The sequence below is a fragment of the Shewanella sp. SM73 genome (genome assembly GCF_025653795.1).
Lineage (GTDB): Bacteria > Pseudomonadota > Gammaproteobacteria > Enterobacterales > Shewanellaceae > Shewanella > Shewanella oncorhynchi.
Map to the genome: position 1 here is coordinate 1 of NZ_JAKKRY010000028.1, position 16,099 is coordinate 16,099.

12 protein-coding genes and 1 pseudogene are annotated in these 16,099 nt (G+C 46.1%); all 13 read left to right on the forward strand.

Annotated elements, in window-relative coordinates; all coding sequences use genetic code 11:
- Positions 1–239, forward strand: a pseudogene (gene tuf / locus L5M51_RS22450) (elongation factor Tu); the annotation flags it as partial.
- Between the two features lie 261 nt (positions 240–500).
- Positions 501–872: a preprotein translocase subunit SecE gene (gene secE / locus L5M51_RS22455; protein WP_006083613.1), complete on the forward strand. Its 372-nt coding sequence runs from the start codon at positions 501–503 to the stop codon at positions 870–872.
- A gap of 9 nt (positions 873–881) precedes the next feature.
- Positions 882–1,433 carry a transcription termination/antitermination protein NusG gene (nusG, locus tag L5M51_RS22460; RefSeq protein WP_105251029.1) on the forward strand — a complete coding sequence of 184 codons (552 nt, stop codon included), beginning with the start codon at positions 882–884 and terminating at the stop codon, positions 1,431–1,433.
- Positions 1,434–1,560: 127 nt separating this feature from the next.
- Positions 1,561–1,989 (forward strand): 50S ribosomal protein L11, encoded by a 429-nt coding sequence (rplK, locus tag L5M51_RS22465; protein ID WP_006083611.1) that lies wholly within the window; start codon positions 1,561–1,563, stop codon positions 1,987–1,989.
- 4 nt (positions 1,990–1,993) lie between these two features.
- A complete protein-coding gene (gene rplA, locus L5M51_RS22470; protein WP_105251030.1) occupies positions 1,994–2,695 on the forward strand; it encodes a 50S ribosomal protein L1 in 702 nt (233 codons plus the stop codon).
- 268 nt (positions 2,696–2,963) lie between these two features.
- Positions 2,964–3,464 (forward strand): 50S ribosomal protein L10, encoded by a 501-nt coding sequence (gene rplJ / locus L5M51_RS22475; RefSeq protein WP_006083609.1) that lies wholly within the window; start codon positions 2,964–2,966, stop codon positions 3,462–3,464.
- A 54-nt stretch (positions 3,465–3,518) separates the two neighbouring features.
- Positions 3,519–3,884, forward strand: a complete 366-nt coding sequence (gene rplL, locus L5M51_RS22480; RefSeq protein ID WP_105251031.1) for a 50S ribosomal protein L7/L12 — start codon at positions 3,519–3,521, stop codon at positions 3,882–3,884.
- Positions 3,885–4,127: 243 nt separating this feature from the next.
- Positions 4,128–8,159, forward strand: a complete 4,032-nt coding sequence (gene rpoB / locus L5M51_RS22485; protein ID WP_105251032.1) for a DNA-directed RNA polymerase subunit beta — start codon at positions 4,128–4,130, stop codon at positions 8,157–8,159.
- Between the two features lie 84 nt (positions 8,160–8,243).
- A complete protein-coding gene (rpoC, locus tag L5M51_RS22490) occupies positions 8,244–12,461 on the forward strand; it encodes a DNA-directed RNA polymerase subunit beta' (RefSeq protein ID WP_105251033.1) in 4,218 nt (1,405 codons plus the stop codon).
- A gap of 179 nt (positions 12,462–12,640) precedes the next feature.
- A complete protein-coding gene (rpsL, locus tag L5M51_RS22495; RefSeq protein ID WP_006083605.1) occupies positions 12,641–13,015 on the forward strand; it encodes a 30S ribosomal protein S12 in 375 nt (124 codons plus the stop codon).
- Positions 13,016–13,096: 81 nt separating this feature from the next.
- The gene (rpsG, locus tag L5M51_RS22500) at positions 13,097–13,567 is read left to right on the forward strand and encodes a 30S ribosomal protein S7 (protein ID WP_011787570.1); all 471 of its coding nucleotides are present in this window, start codon (positions 13,097–13,099) and stop codon (positions 13,565–13,567) included.
- A gap of 78 nt (positions 13,568–13,645) precedes the next feature.
- Complete coding sequence (fusA, locus tag L5M51_RS22505; RefSeq protein ID WP_006083603.1) at positions 13,646–15,742, forward strand: elongation factor G; 2,097 nt, start codon at positions 13,646–13,648, stop codon at positions 15,740–15,742.
- A 72-nt stretch (positions 15,743–15,814) separates the two neighbouring features.
- The coding region (locus tag L5M51_RS22510; protein WP_261729865.1) for a GTP-binding protein at positions 15,815–16,099 on the forward strand (285 nt) is incomplete at its 3' end.

The window sequence follows — 16,099 nt, forward strand, 5'->3', positions numbered from 1 at the left end:
AAGGCGGACGTCACACTCCATTCTTCAAAGGCTACCGTCCACAGTTCTACTTCCGTACAACTGACGTAACCGGTACTATCGAACTGCCAGAAGGCGTAGAGATGGTAATGCCTGGCGACAACATCAAAATGGTAGTGACTCTGATTTGCCCAATCGCGATGGACGAAGGTTTACGCTTCGCAATCCGTGAAGGTGGTCGTACAGTTGGTGCTGGTGTAGTAGCTAAAATCATCGCTTAATTGCGATAGAGATTAGTTTGAAAAGGAAGCTTCGGCTTCCTTTTTTGTTTAAGTGGATTATTTCATAGGTTTTGTGGTTTGCATGGGATTCGCATCCTTGCTTACAAAGTCGAATAAGAATACAATCTATGGCCGATTTTTGACCCTGAGCTTATGCTATTTTGCGTTTCTAAGGGTGTTCGGAAATGCAGAGTGATGTGGGATTATGCCCGTCAATTAATGTGCTCTAAGCTCAGGCCGTATTGAGTAACGGAAAAACCGATGACAACAAATACTGAAAACCAGAACAATTCTCTGGATATCGTGAAGTGGGGTTTAGTGATTGTATTGCTAGCCGCTGCTGTTATTGGCAATCAAATGTATAGCGAAGCCAGTGCCGTCATACGTGCGCTTAGTGTTATCGTTGCATTCGCTATTGCTGGTTTTATTGCGCTTCAGACTGTAAAAGGTAAAAAAGCGTTAGCTTTTGCCCGTGAAGCGCATATCGAAGTGCGCAAGGTTGTATGGCCGACGCGTCAAGAAGCGCTAAACACCACTTTTATTGTCCTTGCAGCAACAGGTATCTTAGCTCTTATCCTTTGGGGTATGGATGCTGTGTTAATGCGAATTGTCAATTTTATCACTGGCGTATAGGCACCTCGAATGACTGAAGCTAAAGAAGCTAAAAAAAGATGGTATGTAGTGCAGGCATTCTCAGGCTATGAAGGCCGAGTTTGTAAGTCACTGATTGAATATATTAAAATGCATGGCATGGAAGCATACTTCGGTGAAGTATTGGTTCCGACTGAAGAAGTCATCGAAATGCGTGCAGGTCAGCGTCGCAAGAGCGAACGTAAGTTTTTCCCTGGCTATGTGTTAGTCCAGATGGAAATGAACGATGACAGCTGGCATTTAGTCAAAAGCATCCCGCGTGTTTTAGGCTTTATTGGCGGAACGTCTGATCGTCCTGCCCCAATTTCAGATAAAGAAGCTGATGCAATTCTGCGTCGCTTACAAGAAACGACAGCGTCACCGACTCATAGAACCATATTTGAGCCTGGTGAAGTGGTACGTGTGTGTGATGGTCCATTTGCTGACTTTAACGGCACCGTTGAAGAAGTGGATTATGACAAGAGCCGCGTGAAAGTATCAGTGATGATCTTTGGTCGTTCTACGCCTGTTGAACTTGATTTTAGTCAAGTTGAAAAAGGCTGATTAAATAAACTACAAAATCCGTTTGGCAACGGGTGCGAATTTCTATATAATTCGCACCCGTTGTTTTCGGGGGAGCATGTCAGCATGTCGCTGATGCGCGTTTGAACCCAAACTGAGGAAATGTCAGATGGCAAAGAAGATTGATGCTTATATTAAGCTACAAGTAAAATCAGGTTCTGCGAACCCGTCACCACCAGTTGGTCCAGCTTTGGGTCAAAAAGGTGTGAACATCATGGAATTCTGTAAAGCGTTTAACGCCCGTACAGAAAAAATGGAAAAAGGCATGCCTATTCCAGTCGTGATCACTGTTTACAGTGACCGTTCATTCACTTTTGAAACTAAGACTTCTCCAGCGTCTTACTTACTGAAGACTGCTGCAGGCCTGAAATCAGGTTCTCCACGTCCAAACACTCAGAAAGTGGGTACTATCGCTCGCGCTAAAGTTCAAGAAATTGCTGAACTGAAAGCTGCCGATATGACTGGTGCTGACATTGAAGCGATGACTCGCTCAATCGAAGGTACTGCGCGTTCAATGGGTTTGGTTGTAGAGGATTAATATAATGGCAAAGCTAACTAAACGCATGCGCGTAATTCGCGAAAAAGTTGACGGTACTAAAAGCTACGATATCAACGAAGCTGTTGCTCTGTTAAAAGAATTAGCAACTGCAAAATTCGTTGAAAGTGTAGACGTAGCAGTTAACCTGGGTATTGACCCACGTAAATCTGACCAAAACGTTCGTGGTGCAACAGTGTTGCCACACGGTACTGGTCGTGACGTTCGCGTTGCAGTATTTACACAAGGTGCAAATGCTGAAGCTGCTAAAGCTGCTGGCGCTGAGCTAGTTGGTATGGATGATCTGGCTGAGAAAATCAAAGCCGGTGAAATGAATTTTGACGTAGTTATCGCATCTCCAGATGCAATGCGCGTTGTTGGTATGTTAGGTCAAATCTTAGGCCCACGTGGTTTAATGCCTAACCCTAAAACAGGTACAGTAACGCCAAACGTTGCTGAAGCTGTTAAGAACGCCAAAGCGGGTCAAGTTCGTTACCGTAACGACAAGAACGGTATTATCCACACTACTATAGGTAAAGTGGATTTCACACCAGTTCAATTGAAAGAAAACTTGGAAGCGTTAGTGTCAGCACTGAAAAAGGCTAAGCCTGCAGTTGCTAAAGGCATTTTCGTGAAAAAGATCAGCATCTCTACCACTATGGGTGCAGGTGTTGCAGTTGATCAAGCTACGCTTGAAACAACTCTATAATTTTACAAAGCGGGTGCATTAATCTATAATGCGCGCACTTTGTGGGTTGAAGCCTGTTTTATCTCTCGTTTAGGCGGAGTTTAACTCAGGTTTCCGTCCAAGACCGCAGGTGTTTTTTGTAAAAATAACTTAATTTCCTGCGTAGACGGTGTCAGGCCCCAGCTAAAATTTTTTACTGGATAATCTGCACCGTAAGTCACTAAATACATAAGTATTTAGTATGGTAAATACTAGGGAATACCCTAGGTAGAATCCAGGAGTAAAGCCAATGGCATTAAGACTCGAAGACAAAAAAGCGATTGTTGCTGAAGTCAACGAAGCTGCCAAAGGTGCGCTATCTGCAGTTGCCGCTGATTCTCGCGGTGTGACTGTAGGTGCTATGACCGGTCTGCGTAAAAAAGCTCGCGAAGCTGGTGTATATGTACGTGTAGTACGTAACACGCTAGCTCGTCGTGCTGTTGAAGGTACTGCTTTTGAGTGCCTAGCAGAAACGTTCACTGGCCCAACTTTGATTGCTTTTTCTTTAGAGCACCCAGGTGCTGCAGCACGTCTGTTAAAAGACTTTGCTAAAGAACAAGCTAACTTCGAAGTTAAAGGCGCAGCCTTTGAAGGGAATTTCATCCCTGCAGCTGAAATTGATCGTTTGGCGAAACTGCCAACATACGAAGAAGCACTAGCTCAGTTAATGATGACTATGAAAGAAGCATCTGCTGGCAAGTTCGTTCGTACACTGGCCGCCCTGCGCGATCAAAAACAAGAAGCCGCTTAATTTCAAGCTGGCTGCTTAATAAAATTGAATTCAGAACAATAGGAAACATTTGTTATGTCTATCACTAAAGACCAAATCTTAGAAGCCTTTGCAGCTATGTCTGTAATGGAAGTTGTTGAACTGATCGAAGCTATGGAAGAGAAGTTCGGCGTTTCTGCCGCTGCTGCTGTTGTTTCTGGCGGTGCAGAAGCAGTTGTTGTTGAAGAACAAACAGAATTCAACGTAGTTCTGACTGCTCACGGCGACAACAAAGTTGCAGTTATTAAAGCCATCCGTGGCGCAACTGGTTTAGGCCTGAAAGAAGCTAAAGCTATGTCTGAAGCTGCTCCAGTAGCAGTTAAAGAAGGCGTTTCTAAAGAAGAAGCTGAAGCTCTGAAGAAAGAACTTACTGAAGCTGGTGCTTCTGTAGAAATTAAGTAAGCTATTATTTAGCTTGCTCACCCAAGCCACTTGGGTGGAGGCTGGCGGTTTTTTAACCGTCGGCCTTTTTTGCGCTATATGCGCTGGCGATTTTTTTTCACCGTTTGTCGCCAAATTTTGCAGTCCCTAGCAGAGATTACTGGTTAGGTTCTTGCCATCAACGGTGATGGGCAAACGTGCTGAATTTTAATAACTTAAGTTATTTATTCAGTCTTGGTCACATCTCGTAAGCAGAGGAAACCCATGGTTTACTCCTATTCTGAAAAGAAGCGTATTCGCAAAGACTTTGGTAAGCGTCCAAAAGTTTTGGATATCCCTTATTTATTGTCTATCCAGCTAGACTCTTTTAAGAAGTTCACCGATCAAGATCCTACCGGTGAGCGCGGTTTAGAAGCCGCCTTCCGTAGCGTTTTTCCCATCAAGAGCTTTTCTGGTAACTCAGAACTGCAATACGTCAGCTATAAGCTTGGCGAGCCTGTTTTTGATGTGAAAGAGTGTCAGATCCGTGGTGTTACGTATTCAGCTCCACTACGCGTTAAATTACGCATGGTGTTGTATGACCGTGAAGCAGCGGCGGGCACAGTAAAAGATATTAAAGAACAAGAAGTCTACATGGGTGATATCCCATTGATGACGGATAATGGTACTTTTGTTATCAACGGTACTGAGCGTGTAATCGTATCTCAATTACACCGTTCTCCAGGCGTGTTCTTTGATCATGACCGTGGTAAAACCCACTCATCAGGTAAGGTGCTGTATAACGCACGTATTATTCCTTACCGTGGTTCATGGCTTGACTTTGAATTCGATCCTAAAGATGCACTATTTGTGCGTATTGACCGTCGCCGCAAACTGCCTGCGACCATCATGTTACGTGCATTAGAATATTCTACTCAAGAGATCCTCGATCTGTTCTTCGAACGCGTTGAGTTCAAGATCAAGAAAGATACTCTGGTCATGTCTTTGGTGCCTGAACGTCTGCGTGGCGAAACTGCCAGCTATGACATCAAGGATGCTGAAGGTTCTGTACTGGTTGAAGCGGGACGTCGTATTACTGCGCGTCACATTCGTCAGTTAGAAAAGACTAATACCACTGAGCTTGAAGTGCCAGTTGAATATATCGTGGGCAAATATGCTGCTCAAGATTATATCGATCCGGACACGGGTGAAGTTTTAGTCTCTGCCAACAGTGAAATTAGCTTAGAAGATCTGGCTAAACTATCATTGGCCGGTATTAAAGATATCAGCACGTTGTATATCAACGAGCTAGATCATGGTGCTTATATTTCAGATACGCTGCGTATCGATTCAACCACTAACCGCTTAGAAGCGCTGGTTGAGATCTATCGTATGATGCGTCCTGGCGAGCCACCAACCAAAGATGCTGCCGAAGCACTATTCCAGAACTTGTTCTTCAGTGAAGAGCGTTATGATCTGTCTAAAGTAGGTCGTATGAAGTTCAACCGTCGTCTCAGCATTCCTGATGACGAAGGTAGCGGTGTATTGTCTAAAGAAGACATCGTCGCGGTAATGAAGAACATCATTCATATCCGTAATGGTTTCGACGAAGTCGATGACATCGATCACTTAGGTAACCGTCGTATTCGTAGCGTCGGTGAAATGGCTGAAAACCAATTCCGTGTTGGTTTAGTCCGTGTTGAGCGCGCCGTGCGTGAACGTCTGTCTTTAGGCGATCTGAACGAGCTGATGCCACAAGACTTGATCAACGCTAAGCCAATTTCTGCTGCAGTGAAAGAGTTCTTCGGTTCTTCTCAGCTGTCACAATTCATGGACCAAAACAACCCGCTGTCAGAAGTAACGCATAAGCGTCGTATTTCTGCACTTGGCCCTGGTGGTTTGACTCGTGAACGTGCAGGCTTCGAAGTCCGCGACGTACATCCAACGCATTATGGTCGTTTATGTCCAATTGAGACCCCTGAAGGTCCAAACATTGGTCTAATCAACTCATTAGCAAGTTTTGCCCGTACTAACTCTTACGGCTTCCTAGAAACGCCATACCGCAAGGTTATCGACGGCGTGATTACTGACGAAGTGGAATACTTGTCAGCAATCGAAGAAGGTCGTTATGTGATTGCACAGGCGAACATCGAAGTTGACGCTAGCGGTCGTATGGCAGAAGAGCAAATTGCTTGTCGTCATAAAGGTGAATCGACCTTTATGCGCGCTGCTGACATCCAGTATATGGACGTTTCGCCACAACAGATTATTTCTGTTGCTGCGTCACTGATCCCGTTCTTAGAACACGACGATGCTAACCGTGCCTTGATGGGTGCGAACATGCAACGTCAAGCCGTACCCACACTGCGCTCTGAAAAGCCGCTAGTAGGTACTGGTATTGAACGTACTTTGGCTGTTGACTCTGGTGTTGTGGTTGTTGCTAAACGTGGTGGTTTTGTAGACTACGTTGATGCGAGCCGCATCGTTGTTAAAGTAAATGAAGATGAGCTGCGCCCAGGCGAAGCCGGTATCGACATTTATAACCTGACTAAATACACCCGTTCTAACCAAAACACTTGTATCAACCAACGCCCTTGTTGTGCTGTTGGTGAGCCAGTCGTTCGTGGTGACGTGTTAGCAGACGGTCCGTCTACTGACTTAGGTGACTTAGCCCTTGGCCAGAACATGCGTATCGCATTCATGCCTTGGAATGGTTACAACTTCGAAGACTCGATCTTAATTTCTGAGCGTGTAGCGCAAGAAGACCGTTTCACCACTATCCACATTCAGGAGCTGTCTTGTATTGCTCGTGATACCAAACTGGGTAGCGAAGAAATCACGGCTGATATTCCAAACGTAGGTGAATCTGCTCTGTCGAAACTCGATGAGTCAGGTATCGTTTACATTGGTGCAGAAGTGAAGGGCGGCGATATTCTGGTTGGTAAAGTGACGCCAAAAGGCGAAACACAGCTAACGCCAGAAGAGAAGTTACTCCGTGCTATCTTCGGTGAGAAAGCGTCTGATGTTAAAGACAGTTCACTGCGTGTTCCTAACTCTGTTAAGGGCACTATCATCGACGTACAGGTATTTACCCGTGACGGCGTTGAAAAAGACAAGCGTGCAGTTGAAATCGAAGAGATGCACATTGCCCAAGCTCGTAAAGACTTAGGCGAAGAGTTCAAGATCCTTGAAGAAGGTGTATTGAGCCGTGCGCGTAACCTGTTAATCGGTGCTGGTTTCACTGAAGCGCAAATTGCTGCGTTGCCACGTAAAGATGTATTGGTTCAAGTCATTGACGATGAAGCAAAACAAACTGAACTTGAGCAATTAGCTGAACAGCATGAAGAGCTGAAAGCTGACTTCGATAAGAAGTTTGAAATCAAACGTCGCAAGATCACCCAAGGTGATGACTTGGCGCCAGGCGTACTCAAAATCGTTAAGGTTTACTTAGCGGTTAAGCGTACTATCCAACCTGGTGACAAGATGGCGGGTCGTCACGGTAACAAGGGTGTTATCTCTAAGATTTGCCCAATCGAAGACATGCCATATGACGAACAAGGTAACCCAGTAGACATCGTATTGAACCCGCTAGGTGTTCCATCACGTATGAACATTGGTCAGGTACTTGAAGTCCATATGGGCGCCGCTGCCAAAGGCATTGGTAACAAGATCACTGCGATGCTTGAAGAACAGCGTGAGCTGGCTGAAGTTCGTGGTTACATCAAGCAAGTTTATGAATTAGGTGACGAAGTCCAGCAGCGCGTCGATATCGATTCATTCACTGATGATGAAGTATTACGTCTTGCGACTAACCTGAAAGGCGGTATCCCGATTGCAACTCCTGCATTCGACGGTGCTAAAGAGAAAGAGATCAAGCAGATGCTTGAACTTGCAGGTTTGCCAACCTCTGGTCAGTTGAAGTTGTTTGATGGTCGTACCGGTAACGAATTTGAGCGTCAAGTAACGGTAGGTTACATGTACATGCTCAAACTGAACCACTTAGTTGATGACAAGATGCACGCCCGTTCTACCGGTTCGTACAGCTTAGTGACTCAACAACCACTGGGCGGTAAAGCTCAGTTCGGTGGTCAGCGTTTCGGTGAGATGGAAGTGTGGGCACTAGAAGCATACGGTGCCGCTTATACGCTTCAAGAAATGCTCACTGTTAAATCGGATGACGTTAACGGTCGTACTCAGATGTATAAGAACATCGTCGACGGTAACCATCAGATGCAACCTGGCATGCCAGAGTCCTTCAACGTGTTACTGAAGGAGATCCGTTCACTCGGTATTAATATCGAGTTGGATCAGGCATAAGCGCAGGCCTTTAGCCGCGTTTGGCAAACAGAATGGTGCTCCGTGCAAGCGGAGCACCCGGTTTAACTCCTTCAGGAGAGAAACGTGAAAGACTTATTAAAGTTTCTGAAACAGCAAAGCAAGACTGAAGAATTTAACGGCATCAAAATTGGTCTGGCATCGCCTGATCTGATCCGTTCTTGGTCTTTTGGTGAAGTTAAGAAGCCAGAAACCATCAACTACCGTACCTTCAAGCCTGAGCGTGAAGGTCTGTTCTGTGCGCGTATCTTTGGCCCAGTCAAAGATTACGAATGTTTGTGCGGTAAGTACAAACGTTTGAAGCACCGTGGTGTTATTTGTGAAAAGTGTGGCGTTGAAGTAACCCAAACTAAAGTACGTCGTGAGCGTATGGGTCACATCGAACTGGCTAGCCCAGTTGCGCACATTTGGTTCTTAAAATCACTGCCGTCACGTATTGGCTTAATGCTGGATATGACGCTGCGTGATATCGAACGCGTACTGTATTTTGAATCATTTGTCGTGATCGAGCCTGGTATGACCAGCCTTGAACGTGGCCAAATGCTGACAGAAGAAACTTATCTGGATGCATTAGAAGAATACGGTGATGAGTTCGAAGCTAAAATGGGTGCCGAAGCAGTACTTGAACTGTTACGTGCTATCGATTTAGCGAAAGAAATCGAACAAATGCGTGAAGAATTGCCTTCAATCAATTCTGAGACTCGTCGCAAGAAAGTGACTAAACGTCTTAAGTTGATGGAAGCATTCTACACTTCAGGCAACAAGCCTGAGTGGATGATCTTAAAAGTACTGCCTGTGTTACCACCTGACTTACGTCCGTTGGTTCCGCTCGATGGCGGCCGCTTCGCGACTTCAGATCTTAACGACCTGTATCGCCGCGTGATCAACCGTAACAACCGTTTGAAGCGTCTGTTAGATTTAGCTGCGCCAGACATTATCGTACGCAACGAAAAGCGTATGTTACAAGAGTCTGTTGATGCGCTATTAGATAACGGTCGTCGTGGTCGTGCTATTACCGGTTCTAACAAGCGTCCTCTGAAATCTTTGGCTGATATGATCAAAGGTAAGCAAGGTCGTTTCCGTCAGAACTTGTTGGGTAAGCGCGTTGACTATTCTGGTCGTTCGGTAATTACCGTAGGTCCTACTCTACGTCTGCACCAATGTGGTCTTCCTAAGAAGATGGCACTGGAACTGTTCAAGCCATTCATCTATGGCAAGCTAGAAGGTCGTGGCTTAGCTACTACTATCAAAGCGGCTAAGAAGATGGTTGAGCGTGAAGTAGCGGAAGTTTGGGACGTTCTGGATGAAGTGATCCGCGAACATCCAGTGATGCTCAACCGTGCACCAACACTGCACAGACTGGGTATCCAAGCGTTCGAACCTGTACTGATTGAAGGTAAAGCGATCCAGTTACACCCACTCGTTTGTGCGGCATACAACGCCGACTTCGACGGTGACCAAATGGCGGTACACGTACCGTTAACACTGGAAGCGCAGCTTGAAGCCCGTGCCCTGATGATGTCTACCAACAACATCCTGTCACCAGCCAACGGCGAGCCTGTTATCACCCCGTCTCAAGACGTGGTATTGGGCCTGTACTATACCAGCCGTGAGCGTATTAACGGCCGTGGTGAAGGTATGGCATTTATGTCTGTTGCTGAAGTTGAAAAAGCTTACGCAACTGGCGCTGCTGAACTGCATGCCCGCGTTAAAGTTCGTATCACTGAAACCATTATTGGTGACGATGGTGAGCGCACTGAACAACGCCGTATCGTTGATACGACTGTGGGTCGTGCTTTGCTGTCACTTATTCTGCCAGCAGGTTTGTCATTTGATCTGGTTAACCAGAACATGGGCAAAAAGCAGATCTCTAAACTGTTGAACACCTGTTATCGTCAACTGGGTCTGAAAGATACGGTTATCTTCGCTGACCAATTGATGTATACCGGTTTCCGTTTTGCAACCATCTCTGGTGCCTCTGTCGGTATCGATGACATGGTTATTCCAGACGAGAAATACACCTTAGTTGCTGATGCAGAAGCGGAAGTTCTTGAAATTCAAGAGCAGTTCCAATCTGGTCTAGTCACAGCCGGTGAGCGTTACAACAAAGTTATCGATATCTGGGCAAGTGCCAACGAAAAAGTTTCTAAAGCTATGATGGAAAACCTGTCAACTGAGACAGTGATTAACCGTGATGGCGTTGAAGAGAAACAAGCCTCGTTTAACAGCATCTATATGATGGCTGACTCAGGCGCTCGTGGTAGTGCCGCACAGATCCGTCAGTTGGCGGGTATGCGTGGTCTGATGGCTAAGCCAGACGGCTCAATCATCGAAACGCCAATTACCGCTAACTTCCGTGAAGGTCTAAACGTACTCCAGTACTTTATTTCTACTCACGGTGCGCGTAAAGGTCTAGCCGATACGGCATTGAAGACAGCGAACTCGGGTTACCTGACTCGTCGTCTTGTAGACGTTGCACAAGATTTAGTGGTTATCGAAGACGATTGTGGTACTCACGAAGGTCTAACCATGAAACCGCTGATTGAAGGTGGTGATGTGGTTGAGCCGTTACGTGAACGCGTACTGGGTCGTGTGGTTGCGATTGATGTGTTCTATCCAGGCACTGAAGACGTATTAGCACCACGTAACACGCTACTCGACGAAGCATGGTGTGACAAGTTAGAAGAGCATTCAATCGACGAAGTGATTGTACGTTCTGTTATTTCTTGTGATACCGATTTCGGTGTGTGTGCAGCTTGTTACGGTCGTGACTTGGCTCGTGGTCATATTATTAACCACGGTGAAGCCATCGGTGTTGTGGCAGCACAATCTATCGGTGAACCAGGTACACAGTTAACGATGCGTACGTTCCACATCGGTGGTGCGGCATCTCGAGCGTCTGCAGAAAACAATGTCCAAGTGAAAAACTCGGGTTCATTGAAACTGCATAATGCTAAGCATGTTACTAATAGTGACGGCAAACTGGTTATCGTTTCTCGTTCTTCTGAACTGGCCGTTATTGACGAGCTGGGTCGTGAGAAAGAGCGTTATAAAGTGCCATACGGTACTGTGCTCGAGAAACTAGAAGAAGCAGCTGTTGAAGCGGGCGATGTTATCGCTAACTGGGATCCACATACTCACCCAATCATTTCTGAAGTGGCGGGTAGTATCAAGTTCGTAGACATGATTGACGGTGTCACTATGACACGTCAAACAGACGAACTAACGGGTCTGTCATCAATCGTGATCCTTGACGTTGGTCAGCGTGGTACTGCGGGTAAAGAAATGCGCCCAATGATCCGTCTGCTTGGCGCTAATGGTGCTGACTTGATGATCCCAGGTACTGAAGTGCCAGCACAATACTTCTTACCAGGTAGTGCGATCGTTAACTTAGAAGATAACGCGCAAATCAACGTGGGTGACGCATTAGCTCGTATTCCTCAGGAATCGTCTAAAACACGCGACATCACCGGTGGTCTGCCACGCGTTGCTGACTTGTTCGAAGCGCGTAAGCCAAAAGAGCCTGCTATTCTGGCGGAAATCTCTGGTACCATCTCGTTTGGTAAAGAGACCAAAGGTAAGCGTCGTTTGGTGATTACACCTGCTGATGGCGGCGATCATTATGAAGAGATGATCCCTAAGTGGCGTAACTTAAACGTGTTCGAAGGTGAAAAAGTCGAACGTGGTGAAGTTATCGCTGACGGTCCAGAAGCTGCGCACGACATTCTGCGTCTTCGTGGTATCCACAACGTAGCTAACTACATTGTGAACGAAGTACAGGACGTTTACCGTCTGCAAGGCGTGAAGATCAACGATAAGCATATCGAAGTGATCATCCGTCAGATGCTGCGTAAGTGTCTTATCACTTCTGCCGGTGACACTGACTTCCTCGAAGGGGAACAAGCTGAAGTGTCACGCGTGAAGATCGCTAACCGCGAACTGATCGCCCAAGGTAAAGTGCCTGCGACCTTTGAACGTGAACTACTGGGTATTACTAAAGCATCTCTGGCAACAGAATCCTTTATCTCAGCAGCATCGTTCCAAGAAACCACGCGCGTACTGACCGAAGCCGCCGTAGGTGGTAAGAGCGATCAATTACGTGGTCTGAAAGAAAACGTTATCGTTGGCCGACTGATCCCAGCCGGTACTGGTTACGCTTATCACAAGACTCGTAATGAAGCGCGTGCGAAGAAAAACGAACCTGTAGTAGTGAACAAGATCACTGCAAGTGAAGCCGAACAGAACTTGGCCGATCTCTTAAACTTGGCTGGTAGCCAAGATTAAGTAATAAGTTTGTTATAAAAAGGCGCCTATGGCGCCTTTTTTCTTGTAATATGCCGCAAAAGTTGGCTATTTCTTGACAGTCAGGCATTACCTTTCTAAAATTCCGCGTCCCACCATTGTGGGATATAGATTTTTCACACCTTATCGTTGAGTTTGATTCAACTGACTCGGAGCTATACATGGCAACTGTAAACCAGTTGGTACGTAAGCCACGCGCGCCAAAAGTCGACAAGACTAACGTGCCTGCGTTGAATGCGTGCCCGCAAAAACGTGGTGTTTGTACACGTGTGTACACTACTACCCCTAAAAAACCTAACTCTGCACTACGTAAAGTAGCTCGTGTGCGTCTAACTAACGGTTTCGAAGTTACTTCGTACATCGGCGGTGAAGGCCACAACCTGCAGGAACATAGCGTGATCTTAATCCGTGGTGGTCGTGTTAAAGACTTACCAGGTGTGCGTTATCACACTATTCGTGGCGCATTAGACTGTGCAGGCGTGACTTCACGTCGCCAAAGCCGTTCTAAATACGGTGCTAAGCGTCCTAAGTCTTAACTTATCCGTTAAGTAAGGCCAAGCTAGTTTTATTTTGAGAATTCCAGTTTTGGAAATCCCTGAAGCATACGGAGAATTGTTATGCCAAGACGTCGCGTTGTAGGACAACGTAAAATCCTACCAGATCCAAAGTTTCACAGTGAGTTGCTGGCTAAGTTCATCAACGTCATTATGCAAGACGGCAAAAAGTCGACTGCAGAAAAAATTATTTACAAGGCACTAGATGTTGTTGCTGAAAAGAAAAGCGAAAACCATTTAGTTATCCTTGAAGCAGCCCTGGACAACGTTCGCCCATCAGTCGAAGTTAAATCTCGTCGCGTTGGTGGTTCTACGTACCAGGTACCATGTGAAGTTCGTCCTGTGCGTCGTAACGCACTGGCGATGCGCTGGTTAGTTGAAGCTGCTCGTAAGCGTGGTGAAAAATCTATGGCTTTACGTCTGGCAGGTGAAATGCTGGATGCGTCTGAAAACAAAGGTACTGCTGTTAAGAAGCGTGAAGACGTGCATCGCATGGCTGAAGCTAACAAAGCCTTTGCTCATTACCGTTGGTAATATGATGGTGTGGGCTTAGGCCCACACCATAGTTGTTGATATTGCCAAGACCTAGGTCTTGGTGGAGAGGGTATAATCGTGGCTCGTACAACCCCAATTGAGCGTTATCGTAATATCGGTATTTGTGCTCATGTTGACGCAGGTAAAACCACCACAACAGAACGTGTTCTGTTCTATACCGGTTTGTCTCATAAAATCGGTGAGGTGCATGACGGCGCCGCTACCACAGACTGGATGGTTCAAGAGCAAGAGCGTGGTATCACTATCACCTCGGCTGCGGTAACCACATTCTGGCGTGGTATGGATGCTCAATTCACTGAACACCGCATCAATATCATCGATACCCCTGGTCACGTTGACTTTACTATTGAAGTTGAACGGTCTCTGCGCGTCCTCGACGGTGCTGTTGTCGTTTTCTGTGGTTCATCTGGTGTTGAACCTCAGTCAGAAACAGTGTGGCGTCAAGCTGATAAATACCGCGTTCCACGTTTGGTATTTATCAACAAGATGGACCGTGCAGGTGCAGACTTTGAACGTGTAGTGAAGCAAATTAGAACTCGTCTTGGAGCCACTTGTGTGCCTATTCAATTGAATATCGGTGCAGAAGAAAACTTCAAAGGCGTGATCGACTTAATCAAGATGAAAGCAATTAACTGGAATGAATCAGACCAGGGTATGACTTTCACTTATGAGGAGATCCCTGCAGAGTTAGCAGCTAAAGCGGCTGAAATGCATGAGTATCTGGTTGAAGTAGCAGCCGAATCTTCGGATGAACTGATGGATAAGTACCTTGAAGAAGGCACGCTATCAGAAGACGAAATTAAAAAGGCGCTACGTCAGCGTACTATAAATAATGAAATCGTTTTAGCGACTTGTGGTTCTGCATTTAAGAACAAAGGCGTTCAAGCGGTACTTGATGCGGTTATTGAATTCTTGCCAGCGCCAATTGATGTGCCTCCAATTAAGGGCATCGATGAGAACGACCAAGAAGTAGAACGCCCATCAGATGACAATGCGCCTTTTGCTGCATTGGCATTTAAGATTGCTACAGATCCATTCGTAGGAACTTTGACCTTTATTCGCGTGTACTCAGGCGTACTCGAATCAGGTTCGGGCGTTTACAACTCTGTCAAACAGAAGCGTGAACGCGTAGGTCGCATGGTGCAAATGCACGCAAACGATCGCACTGAACTGAAAGAAGTCCGGGCTGGTGATATCGCAGCGGCGATTGGTCTAAAAGAAGTGACTACGGGTGATACGCTTTGTGATAACGATCATAGAGTGATCTTGGAACGTATGGAGTTCCCAGAGCCAGTAATTACCATTGCCGTTGAGCCTAAGTCAAAAGCCGATCAGGACAAAATGGGTATCGCGTTGCAAAAACTTGCAGCGGAAGATCCATCATTCCGAGTTGAAACTGACGAAGAATCATCACAAACTCTGATTTCGGGTATGGGTGAGTTACACTTAGACATCATCGTCGACCGTATGCGTCGCGAATTCGGTGTTGAATGTAACGTAGGTAAGCCACAAGTGGCCTACCGCGAAACTATCCGAGCATCAGTAGAAGCTGAAGGTAAATTTGTACGCCAATCAGGTGGTCGTGGACAATTCGGTCACGTTTGGTTAAAACTAGAGCCTAATGAAGAAGGCGCTGGTTACGAATTTGTCAATGCTGTTGTGGGAGGTGTGATTCCTCGTGAATTCATTCCTGCGGTTGATAAAGGTATCCAAGAACAGATGAAGAATGGCGTTCTCGCTGGCTTCCCTGTGTTGGACGTGAAGGTCACTCTGTTCGATGGTTCATATCATGATGTGGACTCGAACGAGATGGCGTTCAAAATTGCAGGTTCTATGGGCTTCAAAAAGGGTGCGCTTGAAGCGAATCCGGCGTTGCTCGAACCTTGCATGAAAGTAGAAGTAACTACCCCTGAAAATTATATGGGTGACGTCGTTGGTGATTTGAACCGTCGTCGTGGCTTAATTGAAGGGATGGATGATGGCTTCGGTGGCATCAAAATAGTCCATGCTGTAGTGCCTCTTTCTGAAATGTTTGGTTATGCAACTGATTTGCGCTCTGCTACACAGGGTCGCGCTTCATACTCTATGGAGTTCTTGAAGTACTCTGATGCACCGCAAAACATTGCAAAAGCGATTATTGAATCTCGTAGCTAATATCCAGTTACGACATAAATGTTATTATGGTCCAGCACTGACTGGACTATTCTGAAAAGAAAGGAATATATCGTGGCAAAAGCTAAATTTGAACGTATTAAGCCTCACGTAAACGTGGGCACCATTGGTCACGTTGACCATGGTAAAACCACACTGACTGCAGCTATCTCTCACGTACTGGCTAAGACCTACGGTGGCGAAGCTAAAGACTTCTCTCAAATCGATAACGCTCCAGAAGAGCGTGAGCGCGGTATTACGATCAATACCTCTCACATCGAATATGACACGCCTTCACGTCACTACGCACACGTAGACTGCCCAGGCCACGCTGACTATGTTAAAAACATGATCACTGGT